9 protein-coding genes are annotated in these 16,181 nt (G+C 68.7%); 3 read left to right on the top strand and 6 right to left on the bottom strand.

What is annotated here, in order from left to right; genetic code table 11:
- Positions 1–410: 410 nt before the first annotated feature.
- Positions 411–1,760, top strand: coding sequence for a cellulose binding domain-containing protein (locus R6Y94_RS24385; protein ID WP_318398166.1), 1,350 nt, complete (start codon positions 411–413; stop codon positions 1,758–1,760).
- Between the two features lie 450 nt (positions 1,761–2,210).
- Here R6Y94_RS24385 and R6Y94_RS24380 read toward each other — a convergent pair whose 3' ends face one another.
- Positions 2,211–4,292, bottom strand: a complete 2,082-nt coding sequence (locus R6Y94_RS24380; protein WP_318398165.1) for a family 43 glycosylhydrolase — start codon at positions 4,290–4,292, stop codon at positions 2,211–2,213.
- A 616-nt stretch (positions 4,293–4,908) separates the two neighbouring features.
- On the opposite strand from R6Y94_RS24380, the gene R6Y94_RS24375 reads away from it, so the two are divergent.
- Positions 4,909–7,257 carry a beta-L-arabinofuranosidase domain-containing protein gene (locus R6Y94_RS24375; RefSeq protein ID WP_318398164.1) on the top strand — a complete coding sequence of 783 codons (2,349 nt, stop codon included), beginning with the start codon at positions 4,909–4,911 and terminating at the stop codon, positions 7,255–7,257.
- A 92-nt stretch (positions 7,258–7,349) separates the two neighbouring features.
- Here R6Y94_RS24375 and R6Y94_RS24370 read toward each other — a convergent pair whose 3' ends face one another.
- From R6Y94_RS24370 to R6Y94_RS24355, 4 genes are all read right to left on the bottom strand, one after another.
- Positions 7,350–7,811, bottom strand: a complete 462-nt coding sequence (locus R6Y94_RS24370; RefSeq protein WP_318398163.1) for a S26 family signal peptidase — start codon at positions 7,809–7,811, stop codon at positions 7,350–7,352.
- Positions 7,808–9,550 (bottom strand): ABC transporter ATP-binding protein, encoded by a 1,743-nt coding sequence (locus R6Y94_RS24365; RefSeq protein WP_318398162.1) that lies wholly within the window; start codon positions 9,548–9,550, stop codon positions 7,808–7,810. The genes R6Y94_RS24370 and R6Y94_RS24365 overlap by 4 nt, the downstream gene beginning before the upstream one ends.
- Positions 9,551–9,669: 119 nt before the next feature.
- Positions 9,670–10,230, bottom strand: a complete 561-nt coding sequence (locus tag R6Y94_RS24360; RefSeq protein ID WP_318398161.1) for a TlpA disulfide reductase family protein — start codon at positions 10,228–10,230, stop codon at positions 9,670–9,672.
- A 2-nt stretch (positions 10,231–10,232) separates the two neighbouring features.
- Entirely contained in the window at positions 10,233–10,781 is a 549-nt protein-coding gene (locus R6Y94_RS24355) for a MauE/DoxX family redox-associated membrane protein (RefSeq protein WP_318398314.1), read from the bottom strand.
- Positions 10,782–12,262: 1,481 nt separating this feature from the next.
- Here R6Y94_RS24355 and R6Y94_RS24350 point away from each other — a divergent pair.
- Positions 12,263–15,007, top strand: coding sequence for an AfsR/SARP family transcriptional regulator (locus tag R6Y94_RS24350; protein WP_318398160.1), 2,745 nt, complete (start codon positions 12,263–12,265; stop codon positions 15,005–15,007).
- A 180-nt stretch (positions 15,008–15,187) separates the two neighbouring features.
- Here the strand turns inward: R6Y94_RS24350 and R6Y94_RS24345 are convergent, their stop codons facing one another.
- Positions 15,188–16,153 (bottom strand): sulfotransferase domain-containing protein, encoded by a 966-nt coding sequence (locus tag R6Y94_RS24345; protein WP_318398159.1) that lies wholly within the window; start codon positions 16,151–16,153, stop codon positions 15,188–15,190.
- Between the last annotated feature and the right edge of the window lie 28 nt (positions 16,154–16,181).

Below are 16,181 nucleotides of genomic sequence, written 5' to 3'. Positions count from 1 at the left end.
TCATCCCACACGGTGAGCCGTCCGAGCCGCAGCCGGGCCGGCCCGGTGGCCACCACCCTGGCGGGCGGATCCACACCGATCAAGAGCCAGCCTGCGATCCGGAACGCCCGGACAGCTTCGCCGCGCTCGCGCGGGCCGGCGAGCAGGTCCCGGCCCGGGTGCCCGATATTCAACGCTTAACATTTCCATTGACGACCGTCACACCTACCTCTATGTTGATACTGATAAATGTCGATGGATGTGGAAGTCGGCTCGGGTCGGTGCAGGCCGACCTCCTTCGCACAGGAGGGGGCCGTGGAGGTCACGTGCCGCCGGCTCGCGGCCACCGAAGCGGTCAGCCGAGTGTGGCCGCGTAACCGCAGCGATCGACACGCCGGCGATGTCGGCCCGCGCCGGCCCGGTCAGCCGAAATGCCGGGCGCCGCGGTGAGATTGCAACCTGAAGGAGGAAAGGTGACTGAGCGAGCAACTCGCCGAGGTCGTGCGACGATCCTGTCGCTGTCGGGCGCCGCGGCCGCCGCGGGCGTCGCGGTGCTGTTAGCGGCCGCAATGCCGTCGGGTGCAGCCGGGCCGAGAGAGGCGAGGGCAACCACGCCCGACACCGGCGTCGGCGTCTTCGCGTCCACCGCCGGATGCGGTCGGACACCAACGCTGACGAACGGCACGCATTCCATACAGAGCGGCGGGAAGACTCGTAGCTTCGTCCTGAGGATCCCCGACAACTACGACAACAGCCGCCCCTACCGACTGGTATTCGGATTCCACTGGTTGGGCGGCAACGCCAACTCCGTCGTGAGCCAGAGCTACTACGGGCTCCTGCCGCTGTCGAACAACAGCACGATCTTCGTCGCCCCCGAAGGCCTCAACAACGGCTGGGCCAACTCCGGTGGTGAGGACGTGACCTTCACCGACAACATGATCCAGACGATCGGAAATGCTCTCTGTGTCGACACGGCACAGTTGTTCTCCCTGGGGTTCAGCTACGGCGGCGGGATGAGCTACGCGCTGGCGTGTGCCCGGGCAGACGTCTTCCGCGCGGTCGCGATCTACGCCGGTGGCGTGATCAGCGGGTGCAACGGCGGCACCCAGCCCATCGCCTACCTTCAGGCGCACGGGCTCAGTGACAACGTACTCAGCATCTCCGGCGGACGAGCGATGCGCGACAGGTTCGTCAGGAACAACGGCTGCACCGCGGCAAGCCCGCCCGAGCCGGCACAGGGCAGCGGGACGCACACCGCATTCCACTACTCGGGATGCTCGGCCGGGCACCCGGTTGCCTGGTACGCGTTCGACGGAGGCCACACCCCCACTCCGCAGGACGCCGGCTCCAACGCGCCCTGGCTCCCCCAGGAGACGTGGACGTTCTTCACACAGTTCCAGAGCACGCCGACGCCGGGCCCGAACACCCCGACGCCGGGCCCGACGACACCGACGCCCTCCACCGGGGCCTGCCGAGTCACCAGCACCGTGAACGCGTGGAACACGGGCCTGACCGAGAGCATCACCATCACCAACACCAGCACCACCGCGATCAACGGCTGGTCTCTCGTCTTCGCCCTGCCGAGCGGGCAGACCATCACCTCAAGCTGGAACGCCAGCTACTCACCGGCCTCCGGACAGGTGACGGCGAGGAACGTCTCCTACAACGCCTCCGTCGCACCCGACGCATCGGTCAGCATCGGCTTCCAGGCCACCCACACCGGCAACACCTCCAGGCCAACCTCATTCACCCTCAACGGCGCGGCCTGCGCCCTCGCCTGACCGTCAACGGAGACCTGGGGGGTGGAGCCCGACCGGGCCCCACCCCCCAGACCCTTCCGCCGGAGCTCTGTGGATCTGAGGGCCGGTCTCCGAAGGCTTTCCGGCCTGCCCTCCGCGGTCGGCGAATGGTAGCCGTGGGCCGGGCGCTGACGGCCCGGCCCGGACCGGCTCGCGGCGGACGAACTCACGCTGTGCCTCGCCCGGCTCGTCGTCGCCGACCGCACACACCTGCGTACGCTCCACCTCGGGGCGTCGCTCGCCGTGCTGCCAGTGGTGCCCTTCCTGCCGCACGGGATCGTGCCAGCCGTCCGCGGCCGGCTGTCTCAAGTGAGCGCCGCCGCAGGGATAACGCCCGGTGCGGTGGCAGTGATCCCGCCTCGGACGACCCTCCGGTCGACAGATCCGTACGGCGAACGGATATGGGGTACCCGGACTCGCGCACGGTAACGATCATGGGGTCGTGAGGTCGAATCGGCGTACGGTGACGGAGCCGCCGAGTGCCTGGGTGGCGTGGTTGAAGATGCCGAAGCGGTAGCCCATGAAGAACTGCCAGGCGTTGTTGAGGGTGAAGGCCGGCCCGAGGCTGGTGAAGCTGGCGCCGTTGGTGCTGTAGGAGAAGCGGGCCTGTCGACCGCTGCCGGGTCGGATGTCGGCGTTCACGCGTAGCCAGATCCGGCCGCCGGAGACGGTGGCGGACGCGCGTTCGGTGCCGGTGCCGGTGGTGTTCCAACTGCTGTCCATGGTGAGGCCGTCGGTCATCACCACCCGGGTGGTGCCGTTGTCGCGTTTGACGCCGATCCAGGCTGACTGGTCCCGGAGCATGGCCAGGCCGGTTCGGTCGCCGTCGCGCATGGTGGAGTAGTCCAGCTCGATGGTGGCGGTCGAGGATGGTCCCTGGATGCGGTGGGTCAGGGTGTTACGGGCGCTGTAGAGGTCGTTGGTGACGGTGGCGGTCTGTAGGCGCAGGCCGCTGTTGAGCGACCAGCGGGTGTTGTCGGGGACGTGGTTCCACTCGTACTGCGGCCCGAGGGCCGTACCGGTGAAGGTGTCGGAACCGGTGAGAGGTTTGACCTGCCGGGTGGGCAGCGGGTTGGGGTAGCTGACGCCCCAGCCGCCGTTGACGGTCTGGATGCTGGGCCAGCCGTCACCGCTCCAGGTGATCGGGGCGAGAGCGGGGACCCGGCCGCCGGGGTAGGCGTCGACGAAGCTCATGTAGTACCAGGCGCCGTTCTGGGTCTGGACGAGGCCGCCCTGGTGCGGTACGCCGCCGCCGGAGATCGGACCTGGCATGTCGAGCAGCACCTGGCGCATCTCGTACGGGCCCCATGGGTTGTCGGCCTTGAGGACGTATTGGCCATTGGCGGGGCGGGTGAGCCAGATGTAGTAGCTGCCGTCGCGCTTGTAGAACCGGGCGCCTTCCAGGGTGCCGACGCTCGACGGGGTCTGGAACACCTGCTGCGTGCGGACCTGGGACAGACCGTCGGCGGAGAGCTGCGCGACGCTGATCGTAGCGTTGCCGTACGCGACGTACATGGTGTCGTTGTCGTCGACGAGCAGGCCGGCGTCGTAGTAACAGTTGTTGATCCGGGAGCGCTTCGTCCAGGGACCCTCCGCCGTGCTGGCGGTGTAGACGTAGGTACGGTTGAACTCGGTACAGCCGATCCAGTAGAAGGTGTTGTTGCTGCGCCGGTGGCCAAGGGTGGAGGCCCAGATTCCCCGCACGTACGCCCGTCCGCCGGTCAGGCTGTAGGCGTTGTTCTCGAACTCGGCCAGGCTCGGCACCGAGTGGCCGGCGAACTCCCAGTTCACCAGGTCGTAGGAACGCAGGATCGGCGCGCCCGGGGAGTAGTGCATGGTCGAGGCCGTCATGTAGTAGACGTCGTTCACCCGGATGACCTCGACATCGGCGAAGTCCTGCCACACCACCGGGTTCGCGTACGAGCCGCCGGGCGGCGGTGCGGTGGGGTTGCCGCCGCCGTTGACCCGGACCAACTGCCACTGCTGGTTGGCGCCGTTCCAGTCGTCGTACTGCACCACGTTTCCGCCATCGGCGGTCGAGGCGTTCTGCACCTCCACCACCCGGTTACTGTTCCGGTTGATCAACCGCACGTAACCGCCATCGGAGTCAGCCAACCGGAACTGCTGGTTGGTCCCGTTGTGATCGGCCCACTGCACAATGCTGGCACCGTTCGCGGTGGAGGAGTTGTACACATCCAGGACCTTGCCCGAGTGCCGCGACTTCAACCGGTAGTAACCACCACCAGAGTCCACGAACTGCCACTGCTGCTGGTTACCGTCATTCCGCGTCCACTGCGTGATCCGCGCACCGTCGCCGGTGCCCAGGTTGTACACGTCCAATGCCTTGCCACTGTTCCGGTTGACCAACACGTACCAGGCACTGGTGTCCACCGTCGCCGCAGCAGCCGGCACCGGCCCCACCGCCACAGCACCACCGCCCACCAGCACCGCCACCGCCGCCACGGCGACAACCCGCGGCGGCGCGGGCCGCGAGAACCGGCCGAAAATACCCATGATTGTCCTCCAATTGGCGATTCTCGGGCCGACGCCCGACCGGCGGGTGCACCACGGCGCACGAGAGCGGCCCGCTCTCACCGTCTGATTCAGAACGCTCACACGGTGTCCGGATGCCCTGACGCACGCCCCGGAGGTACGGCGAGGTGGCTCGCGCGGTAAGCCACCTCCACCTCATCCCTCGCCCATCGACTGTGAGCGATAACATCGTTCGCCGTCAAGTTGTAGCGGCGCCGCAAAATCGGTACAGCCAGACAATCCCTCCCTCCTGCGCTTGCCGCCGTCCACTATCGCCCCCCGACGAGGCACGTTCCTGCCGCTCCCGACGAAGGGCGGATACGGCGACCAGACGGCGCATGCGTCGCACTTCTACGTTTTTGCCCGGATTTCGACTACGTGTCGCAGCGACAACAGCACACTTGCGGTGCGCTACCGGAGGATGTATGTTACCGCTCACATCGACATCCGCGCATGACATCAGACGTCTGCCCGTCCTCTACCGGTAACGACCTCGGCCTGAGCGGTCCAGACGGCACCGCCGGATCGCCGGCCGCCCGACAACGCCTAGCGCTTCCGTCCCACCCGGCCCGCCACTCCGCGCTACAGGAGAACCACCATGCCGTTACCCCCCATGAGCCGGCGCCTGCTGTTGCAGGCCGCCGGTGCCGCCACCGTCGCGACAGCCGCCGGTGCCGCCACCGTCGCCGCGCCGGCGGTCTCTGGTGCTCCGGCAGCCGCCGCACTCCCCCCGGTCCGGCCGGACATCGGCGTCTCCGCGTACCCGTTCGAGCTGGGCCAGGTCCGGCTGACCAGCAGCCGATGGCTGGACAACCAGAACAGGACGATGAGCTACCTGCGTTTCGTCAACGTCGACCGGCTGCTCTACAACTTCCGGGTCAACCACCGGTTGTCCACCAACGGCGCCGCCTCGAACGGCGGCTGGGACGCACCGTCGTTTCCGTTCCGCACGCACATGCAGGGGCACTTCCTGACCGCCTGGGCGCAGGCGTACGCCGTGCTCGGCGACACCACCTGCCGGGACAAGGCCAACCACATGGTGGCCGAACTCGCCAAGTGTCAGGCCAACAACGGCGCCGCCGGCTTCAACACCGGTTACCTCTCCGGTTTCCCGGAGACCGACTTCACCGCCCTCGAGGCGCGCACGTTGAGCAACGGCAACGTGCCGTACTACGTCATCCACAAGACCCTGGCCGGCCTGCTCGACGTGTGGCGCCACCTCGGCAACAACCAGGCCCGCGACGTGCTCCTGGCGCTCGCCGGCTGGGTCGACTGGCGCACCGGCCGGCTGACCTCCAGCCAGATGCAGAACATGCTCGGCACCGAGTTCGGCGGGATGAACGCCGTACTCACCGACATCTACCAGCAGACCGGCGACAGCCGTTGGCTGACCGCGGCGCAACGGTTCGACCACGCTGCCGTCTTCAACCCGTTGGCGGCCAACTCCGACCAGCTCAACGGGCTGCACGCCAACACGCAGGTCCCGAAGTGGGTGGGCGCCGCCCGGGAGTACAAGGCCACCGGTACCACCCGCTACCGGGATATCGCCGGCAACGCCTGGAACATCTGCGTCGGTGCGCACACGTACGCGATCGGCGGCAACAGCCAGGCCGAGCACTTCCGCCCACCGAACGCCATCGCCGGGTACCTCCGGCAGGACACCTGCGAGCACTGCAACACCTACAACATGCTCAAGCTGACCCGGGAACTGTGGCTGCTGGACCCCAACCGGGCGGCGTACTTCGACTTCTACGAGCGAGCCCTGCTCAACCACATCATCGGGGCGCAGAACCCGGCCGACAGCCACGGACACATCACCTACTTCACCCCGCTCAACCCGGGCGGTCGACGTGGCGTGGGTCCGGCGTGGGGCGGCGGCACCTGGAGCACCGACTACAACTCCTTCTGGTGCTGCCAGGGCACCGGCATCGAGGTCAACACGGCGCTGATGGACTCCGTCTACTTCTACAACGGCACCACGCTGTCCGTGAACCTGTTCATGCCATCGGTGCTCGACTGGACCCAGCGCGGTATCACCGTGACCCAGACCACCGGCTACCCTGTCAGCGACACCAGCACCCTCACCCTGTCCGGCACGATGAGCGGTTCGTGGAGCATCCGGGTACGGATCCCGGCCTGGACCACCGGTGCGACGATCAGTGTCAACGGCACGGTGCAGAGCGTCGCCACCACCCCGGGAAGCTACGCCACCGTCACCCGCACCTGGGCCGCGGGTGACACCATCACCGTCCGCCTGCCCATGCGGGTCATCATGCAGGCCGCCAACGACAACCCGAACGTCGCCGCGGTCACCTACGGCCCGGTCGTGCTCTCCGGGAACTACGGCAACACCGCTCTGGGCGCCTTGCCGGCACTCACCGTCTCGTCGGTCACCCGGAGCAGCGGCACTTCGCTGGCCTTCACCGCCGCCGCGAACGGCGGCACGGTCAACCTGGGTCCCTTCTACGACGCCCACGGGCACAATTACACGGTCTATTGGAGCACCAACGGCGGCGACCCCGCTGCTGTCAGCCACCGGCTGGTCAATGCCGGCACAGGCCTGGTCCTCGGCGTCCAGGACATGTCCACGGCCGACGGCGGACTCGCCGTCCAGTGGGGCGACACCGGCACCGCCGACCACAACTGGGTGGTCGTCACCGAGGGCAGCGCCGTCAAGCTACGCAACGCCAACAGCGGCAAGGTCCTGGGTGTGCAGGACATGTCGACCGCCGACAACGCCCGCGTCCTGCAATGGTCCGACAACGGTACCGCGGACCACCTGTGGACGCTCCTGGACCAGGGCGACGGAACCTACAAGATCCGCAACGTACACAGCGGCAAGCTGCTCGGCATCCTCAACGGCTCCACGGCCTGGGGAGCGCAAGCCGTGCAGGACCCCGACAACGGCAGCACCGACAACCGCTGGCGGCTCGTCCGCAACACCTGAACATCCGCGACGGCCGGGCACCCGGCAGTGACCCGGATGGCGGTCGATCTCGTCGTTGACCGGCAGCGGCTTCGCGGACTCAGGTGTGCTGACTACCTCCGCATGCCGCGGACAACGACACCGATCAGCGTGTCCGCGGCGTAGTAGCCGGCATTCCTCGAGTCGTAGCTGGCGTCGGCGTTGTCGCCGAGGACGATCAGGCGGCCGGGCGGTACGACCCGGTCGGGCACGGGTACCCCGGCGGGGACGGGATCCCCCGGTACGGCCACGGCACGCTTGATGATCAGCAGCTCGCCTGGTGGATCGCGTCGCGCGGCGGCCGACCGGGCGGGACGCCGTGGCAGGTCGCGGTCGGCGAGGACGACGACATCACCGCGGCGGACCATGGCCAGTCGTACCCGCCGCACCAGCAGCCGGTCGCCCTCGGTGTACGTGGGTACCATGCTCCGTCCGGCCACTGTGGTGACGAGAAAGGTGTGACGTAGCCACCACCCCGCCACACCACCGGTTGCGGCCGCCACGACCACGGCGCTGACCACCGCCCGCGTCATCATCGGATGTCCTCGACCGCCGTTGCGCCGTAGCCGCTGGCCTGCGTCCGGAACAGTTGCGCGTACCGGCCGTCGAGGGCCATCAGTTCGTCGTGGCTGCCCCGCTCGGCGACCAGGCCCCCGTCGAGCACGACGATGACGTCCGCGTCCCGGACCGTGCCCAGCCGGTGCGAGATGAGCAGGCTGGTACGGCCAGCACGATGCGTCCGGAGACGCTGGTGGATCTCGTGTTCGGCCTTTGCGTCCAGGCCCGCGCTCGGTTCGTCGAGGATCAGCAGGTCCCGCGTGTCACGCATGAACGTCCGGGCCAGGGCCAGGCGTTGCCACTGGCCGCCGGACAGTACTACACCAGTTTCCGCGTCGTCCTTCTCCTCCTCGAGGTAGAAGATGCGGCTGAGCAGCGTGTCGTAGCCCCGCGGCAGTGCGGCCAGATTGCTGTGGACGCCAGCTACGCCGGCTGCCTCCTCGACCCGCCGCCGGTCGGCTACCGCGTCGATGTCACCGACCCCGATATTCTCGGCGGCGCTCAGGTCGTACGACACGAAGTCCTGGAACAACACGCCCATCCGGCGCCGCAGCTGCGCCGGATGCAGTTCGCGGATGTCGACACCGTCCCAGAGGATCGCGCCGTGGTCCGGGTCGTAGAACCGGCACAACAGCTTGACCAGAGTACTCTTGCCCGCGCCGTTGAGCCCGACCAGCGCGACCGCCTGGCCCTGGGAGATGGTCAGGCTGACGCCCTGCAGGATCCACGGATGGTCCTCGTGGTAGCGGAACCACACGTCCCGCACCTCGATGCCCTGCCGCAACGGCAGGAGATGTGCCGATCGGCCTGCGGGTGGCAGGTCGTCACCGAGGCGGCGTACGGCGGAGTGGTGGCCGACCATCAGCAGCGCCTGGTGCCCGCTGGCAATGCCGCTGACCAGGCCCATGAGCGATCCCTGGATACCTCCGACCGCCACCACGAATGCCGTCACGTCGCCCAACGTCAGCCGGCCGGTGGTGGCGCTGTGCACCGCCCACACCAGGCCGAGCCCGGAGACCACCGCGCTCAGCAGCGCCAGCAGTGACTGGGTACGCAGCACCTTGCGGTCGAGCCGCCGTTCCCCGTCCTGCACCTCGCGCAGTCCCCGCAGCAGCCGACCTTTGAAGAAGTCACCAAGGCCGAACAGGCGGATCTCCTGTGCGGCCCCGACGTCGGTGATCAACTGGCTGTAGAAGGCCTGCCGCCGCATCGCCGGTGACAGGCCCAGGTACATCCCGACCCGCTGCCTGGCCAGCGAGATCTCCGCCAGCAGCGCCGGCACCGCCGCGACCACCACGACCGCGGTCATCACCGGGCTGAGGATAAACAGCGCACCGAGCAGACTGACCAGCGTGATCACGTCCCGGCCGATACCGAGCAGACCGGACGTGAGCGGGCTGAGCGCCGGACCGGTCGCCTCGGTCGCCATCCGCAGCCGGTCGAGGAACCGAGGGTCCTCGAACCTGGACAACCCCTGGAAGGAGTTCACCGCGGTGTACAGCTGGTCCTGCATCAGGCGGTCCATCCGCCGCTGCTGCTCACCCTGCAGGTAGCTGCTCAGCTGTGGCAGTACCGCCGCGACCAGACCGGCCCCCGCCAGGCCCACTCCGGCGCCGACGGCCGCCTCGACCCGACCGGCTGCCAGCCCGTCCACCACAAGTTTGGTCAGCCACACCGTGGTCGCCGGCAGCAGGCCGCTGGCCACGGTCGTCACCACCTGCGACACGGTCAACCACGGACCCGCCCGCCACGCCGTCCGCCACACCCCCGCCAGCTCGTGGAGCGGGCGCCGCGGGCTGTCCGGCTCTGCCGCCGACATCTCAGGAGCCGACACCGTCAGGACGTGGCCGCCGCTTGCGCCACCACGCCGCGCACCGTGGCATCCGCACCGGCGATGACGCCGCCCGCATCGACCCGTAGGAACGTCGGGAACCCCCGTACCCCGAACGCCTGGGACACCGTGAAAGCGTCCGGTTCGACGACCACTGTCGCTTTGCCGCTCAGCGAGGTGGCCATCTCAACGGCTTCCGGACCGGAGTCGGTGATGACCGCGACCGCGGCAGTGGCGTCGTCGCCCTGCTCGGCCAACCACTTGGCGAATACGGGTGCCTGTTCGTGGCACGGCGCGCACCCGGCGGAGAAGAATCCCACCAAGCCCGGTCGGCCCATCAGGCTGTCCCGGGTGACCGGTGTGCCGTCGATCGCGGTCGCCGCGAAGGCCGGCACCGGCGTACCCACCAGCTCTTCCGGCGCGGGCATTCCGGGCGGTAGGGCACCGGACAGCCGGCTCAACTCAGCGGTCTGCTCCCGCAGCCGGCGCAGTATCCCGAACGTCAACAGCAGGTTCACCATGCACAACGCCCCGAGCAGGACGACGGCGGCGATGACGAAGGGCATGGTCATTTCCTCCGAGTATTTCCGGGATGGTACGTGGGGCGGAACAACGCCACCAGGTCATCGAGCCGCAATATGAAAGGCAACACCGCCGCGGCCACGGTGAGCGCCACGACGACGCCGGCGGGATGCCGGCTGCCATCCGTCGTCGCGGTCGTCGCCACGAAGCCGACCAGGCACACGACAACCAACAGCATGTTGCGCACCACGTGCGGGGCGCCGAGTGGAGTCTCCGATGCGCCGAAACACCGGCACGGGGACCGCTGGCCGCGCCTCATCGCCAGCACGACGGCGACCGAGAACGCCACCAGGAGGGCTGCCGCCAGCGCCAAGCCCGCCGGTGCCGTCGCCGGAATCACCACCAGCACCGTCACCGCCGCCTCGGCAATCACCGTACCGGCCGCAGCCGCTGCCACACCGCGACGGGGCCGGCCCAACAACTCGCCAGCCGACGCGACGAAACTCGAATACGCCACTGGGCCGCGAAGCTTGCTGATCAGCGAGCACAAGAAGACGCCGAAGACCAGGGCACGGCAGGCCACTGCCACGTACATCACCGGCCGCCTCCCGCCACGCCCTGGTCCCTCGTTCCGGACAGCGCCGGTCCTAACAGCCCTCTGTCGAGAAGATGGTCCATGCGGTGCAGCTCATGGGTCGACTCGGCCCGTAGTAGCAGCACCGCCGGCTCCAGCGGTACCGCACGTTGTTGAGGGTCATACACCTGTACTCGGTCCAGCAGTCGATGGCGTGGGCATCGGCGCGAGGCACCACAACCTCAAGTAGCCGGTCAGCTACCGCCTGCATCCGTCGGACGACACTCCCCATGTTCGCTCCTGATCCATACCCGGTCGTGATCTTGGCGAGGTGGGACGGTACACCACACCGCGTCCGATAAACAGTGGCCTACGGCCTCCACACCTGCTTTCCCGGTCCTCGTCGCCGGCCACCGGACCGGTGTCTGCCAGGTCTGGCTGGCCACTCTGGTGACGGACCGGGCGACCGCGGATTTCCGCGGATTCGTTGGGTTGTCGGCCCATTGGCGATGGGATGGGATGGGCGGGTCCCACAGTTCGTCAGCGAGCGTCGCGGTGAGCATCCAGAGCGGAAGGAGAGCCGTGTGGAGACACGGTCCATGTCCCTTGGACGCCGAGTAGCCGCAGGCCCGGTATCGGTGGCATCAGCGGCCGTCCTGATCCTGGCTGTGCCTTCGCCGGCCAGTGCCTGTGCGTCGAACGGCTTCGTCCGGCCGCACCCGACTGGCACGGTCGACGGCGCTGCGTACGTCGGCCACGGATAGCGGTCATCATGCGGCTGGCAGCACTGCTGCCCGCGATGACGCCCGCCCGAGGTTCGAACGGACCGAGGGCGAGTGCCAGGCGATCGTCCGCTCGATCACCCACCGGTACCCGGCCAGCCCGGAGCCGTGGGGTTGGCCGCGACGGGCGATCCAACAGTGGGATACCGGTACCCTCGGTCCGGACGTGGTGTTTCGCGCCCGGTCAACCGGACTCGGTCCGCTTTTGCTCCGCGTCTGGCCGCGGCGAACGTGCGAGGAGTCAACGACCAAACGGGACCCGTCGAGCTGCCCCACGGTCCGCAGCTCGGCGAGCAGGAGTTCGTGAAGCTGCTGCCACATCCCAACCCGGTTCCATTGCTCCAGGCGCCGCCAGCAGGTCATCCCGGACCCGAAACCCCAACCGCTGAGGCAGGAACTCCCACTGGATTCCGGTGTGCGACACGAACAGGATCCCGCACAGCCCCTGCGGGTCCGGGATCAGCTTTCGTCCTGGATGCCGTGGGTCGTGTTCGGACTCGGGCAGCAACGGGCCCAATGCGCTGCCACAGCCCGTCCGGCACGATCCACGGCGGCCGTTCACCAGTCCTCGGGACGGAGGATCGCAGATCGGCGTCCGCAAGAGATGGAACACCCATAGATCACCTTGTCAGAAACTCTAGCTGGACGGTGCTCTTGCGTTTCGACCTTCTTGGCCCGCTGACGGTCTACCGCGACGGTCGGCCGGTTCCGCTGGGCTCGGTGAAGCAGCGTCTACTGCTGGCGGCCCTCCTGTTACGGCCCAACGAAGTTGTCGGCACCGATGAGCTGGCCGCAGTGTTGTGGGACGACAGCCCACCCCCGTCAGCGGCGGCGAACCTGCGTACCTACGTGCGGGGGTTGCGGCGATCGCTGGGTGGCGGCGAGTCCTGGGAGGGGATCTCCGCCGCGGCCGGTGGCTACCGGGCCCGGGTGGGGCCCGACGAGCGGGATCTGGACCGGTTCGACGCGGCTGCGTCCCGTGGCCGGGACGCTCTCGCCGCCGGAGACGCGGCCCGGGCCGAGGCCGAGCTCGCCGCCGCCGTCGGCATGTGGCGTGGGGCGGCGCTGTCCGATCTGCCGCTGGGGCCACTGCTGGCCCGGCGGGTCGGACAGTTGGATGAGCGGCGAATGGTCGCCGAGGAGGACTACGCCGAGGCGATGTTGGCGCTCGGCTCGGCGGCCGAGGTGGTCCACCGGCTACGTGCCCTCCTCGACCGGCAACCGCTGCGGCAACGGGCGTGGGGTCAGCTGATGCTCGGCCTGTACCGCATCGGCGACGTGGCCGGCGCGCTGGACGCCTTCCGGCAGGCCCGGCAGGTACTGGCCGAGCAGACCGGTCTCGACCCGGCGCCGCAGCTGACCCAGTTGCACGACGACATCCTGCACCACCGCCCGAGCCTGGCTGCGGGACCGGCGACCGGTCCGGACAGGCCGGTACGCGATGTCGCACCATCGGACCCGCTCAGCGGACGTCCCGAGCAACTGCCTCTCGCGGCGCCGGGATTCGTCGGCCGCAGCGCCGAACTCGCCAGCCTCGACGCACTCCTCGACGAGGGGGCGCAAAGGCAGACGACGGTGGTCATCTCCGCGGTGTCCGGCATGGCCGGGGTCGGTAAGACCGCCCTGGCGCTGCACTGGGCACACCGGGTGGCCGGGCACTTCCCCGACGGCCAACTCTACGTGAACCTTCGCGGGTACGACGAAGCCGACGTGGTGCCCCCGGCCGACGCCCTGCTCGGCCTCCTTGAGGCGCTCGGTGTGCCCCAGGCCAAGATTCCGTCGAGCGTGGAGACCCGCACCGGGCTCTATCGTGGCCTGCTGTCCTCTCGCCGGATGCTCGTGGTGCTCGACAACGCACGGGACTCTGCCCAGGTACGCCCCCTGCTGCCCGGTGCCGGCGGTTGTGTGGTCGTGGTCACCAGCCGCGACCGACTCAGCGGCCTGGTCGCCGCGGAGGGCGCCGCACCCCTGACGCTGGACGTACTCACCACCGAGGAGTCGATGAGCCTGCTGGCCGGCCGGCTCGGCTCCAACCGACTCGCCGCCGAACCTGCCGCGGTCGCCGGCATCATCGCCGCCACCGGTCGGCTTCCACTCGCCCTGTCGATGGTGGCGGCCCGCGTCGCCACGCACCCCTCGTTCCCCCTCGACGCCTTCGCCGCCGAGCTGCATTCGGCCGAAGCGAGACTGGACGCCCTGGCCGACGGGGATGCTCGGCGTGTCTTCTCCTGGTCGTACCTGGCTCTGAGCCGGGACGCGGCACGACTGTTCAGATTGCTGGGGCTGCATCCCGGCCCCGACCTGACCCCCGACACCGCCGCCGCACTCGCCGGGACGACCGTGCCGGCCGTCGTTCCGGCGCTGCGTGAGCTGACCCGGCTCCACCTGTTGACAGAACATGTGCCAGGCCGGTACGCCTTCCACGACCTCCTTCGAGGCTACGCGGCCGAGCTTGCGCAGTCGTCGGAACACGCCGACGAACGGCTGGCCGCCCGGCACCGGTTGTACGACAACTATCTACACAACGCCTATCCAGCCGCCTTGGTACTCCAGCCGCAATGGGCGCCCATCGACCCGCTGCCAGCGCTGCCGACTCACCTGAGCAGCCCGGCGACCGATCACGACACCGCGCTCGCCTGGTTCACCGCCGAGCACCGCGTACTGCTACGCCTGGTCTCCCAGGCCGCCGAGACCGGATTCGACGCGTACGCCTGGCAGATTGCCTGGACGCTGAACGCGTTCCTCGCACCGCTCGGTCTCTGGCAGGACCAACTCGCCGTCCAGCAGGTCGCGCTCGCGGCCGCGGAGAAGATCGACGACGTTGCCGGGCAGGCCGCGGCCAACCGGCTGCTGGCCCGCGCGTTCACTCGACTCGGCCAGCACGACACCGCCGAGTACCGACTGACGCGCGCGCTCGATCTGCACGAACGCCTCGGCGATCCGACCGGCCAGGCCCAGACCCTGCACAACTATTGCGAACTCTGCTACCTGCTCGGCCGGCTGGACGAGGCGCTCGCGCATGCCCGCGAAGCGCTCCGGCTCTACCGGCTGGCCGGCAACCGCTCTGGGGAAGCCCGGGCGTTGAACGCGATCGGTTGGTTGTACGCCAGCACGGGCGACTACGCCCGGGCCATCGAGAGCTGCATGGAGGCACTCGCCCAGCAGAAGCGCAGCGGCGACCGCAACGGCCAGGCGGCGACGCTGGACAGTCTCGGCTTCGCGTACGACCGCCTCGGCGAACACGCCCGGGCCCTGAGCTGCTACGAACAGGCGATCCAGCTGTTCCGCGACTCCGCAGACCGGTACCACGAGGCCGAGACTCTCATTCGGCTCGGCGAGACGCGGGAAGCGACTGCCGACCTGTCCGGGGCGGCGGCCGCGTGGCAGCGAGCGGTGCAGATCTACGACGATCTGGGTGACCCGGCGGCCGAGGACGCCCGCCGCCGTCTCCAACGCCTCGGCTGATCCTCCGGCCAGCCGTATGCGCGTGTCTCGACAAAGGGTGCGGGAGATCATTCGCGAAGTTGACGTCATTCTCGTGCGGCACAAAGCGGTGCGCCGTACCAGGCCACGTCCAGGGCAACGATGGTCGCCGTGTGTGCCCGGCTCCGGTTGATACTCCTGGGCGACGCGTCGTTCCTCGGATCAGGCGATAGCCGCCGCATCGCACTGGCGGGGGCCCGGCTCGACCGCCCCGGCTACCTGTCGCGCCCACTGCTCCCAGTCGTCGAAATCCAGAAACCGGCCCAGCCGCGCGAGCTGCGCCAGCGGGTCGTCGACGAGGTCCTCGTACGTCATCGTCAACAGGTCCCGCGGCCCGGCATCGGTGATGGCCTGCTCGGCCTCGCTGGTGAGGAACGCGCACAACCTCCGGTAACGCTGCACGTCCCGGCCACGCTCGCTCAGCGTCTCGGCGGTCAATCGGCTCGGCAGGTAGCGCTCCAACTCCTCGGGCACCTGCTGGTCGGCGCCGAGGTGGAACGGATCGACCCCGTACTGGCCGAGAAACTCCAGGTTGAGCTGGAGAAGCTGGAAGGAGGAGTGCCGGCTCATCGATCGGGCGGTGTCCTCCCGGTTGCGGGTCAGGTAGACGATCTTCGCGGTGGGGAATTCCTCCAGCAGGTATCGCGCGAGGTGGCTGGAACCGCCCGAACGCTCGACCCAGCGCCGCCGGGCGGCGAGCGAGGTGAGCAGGTCCAGGAACATCTGGTGGTGCCGAGCCAACGGCTGAGCCGGAAACCCGGGCACCAGCTCGGCAAGGATGTCGAACAGCCGGTCCGGGTCGGACGAGATCTTCGGCAGCGTGGTCGCGAGGATCCGGGGCAGCTCGACGAGGTTGCCGGCCCATCGACCGTCAGCCGGGTAGCACACCTCGGCCGGGCCGAGGCCGATCCGGAACAGCGTGGCGAGCTCCGGTCTGGGGCTACTCAACCGTGACCAGTATTCGGCTCCGCTGAGTACCCCTCTGTCGCTGGTCCAGGTCTCCACCGACGCGAAGAACTCATGGGCTGAGAGGGTGTCGGACTGCTTGGCGATCAGGTCGGACAGCAGCGTCGACCCGCACCGACCGGTACTGATGATGATCGCCTGGCCGGCGGGCGGTGACTCCATCGAGGCTCCTACTCTGCGATGCGGATCA

Origin of the sequence: Plantactinospora sp. KLBMP9567 (assembly GCF_033446045.1) — a bacterium.
In the GTDB taxonomy this organism is placed as follows: Bacteria; Actinomycetota; Actinomycetes; order Mycobacteriales; family Micromonosporaceae; genus Plantactinospora.
The sequence above is the reverse complement of the archived record's forward strand: the minus strand, read 5'-3'. Positions and strand labels throughout refer to the sequence as shown.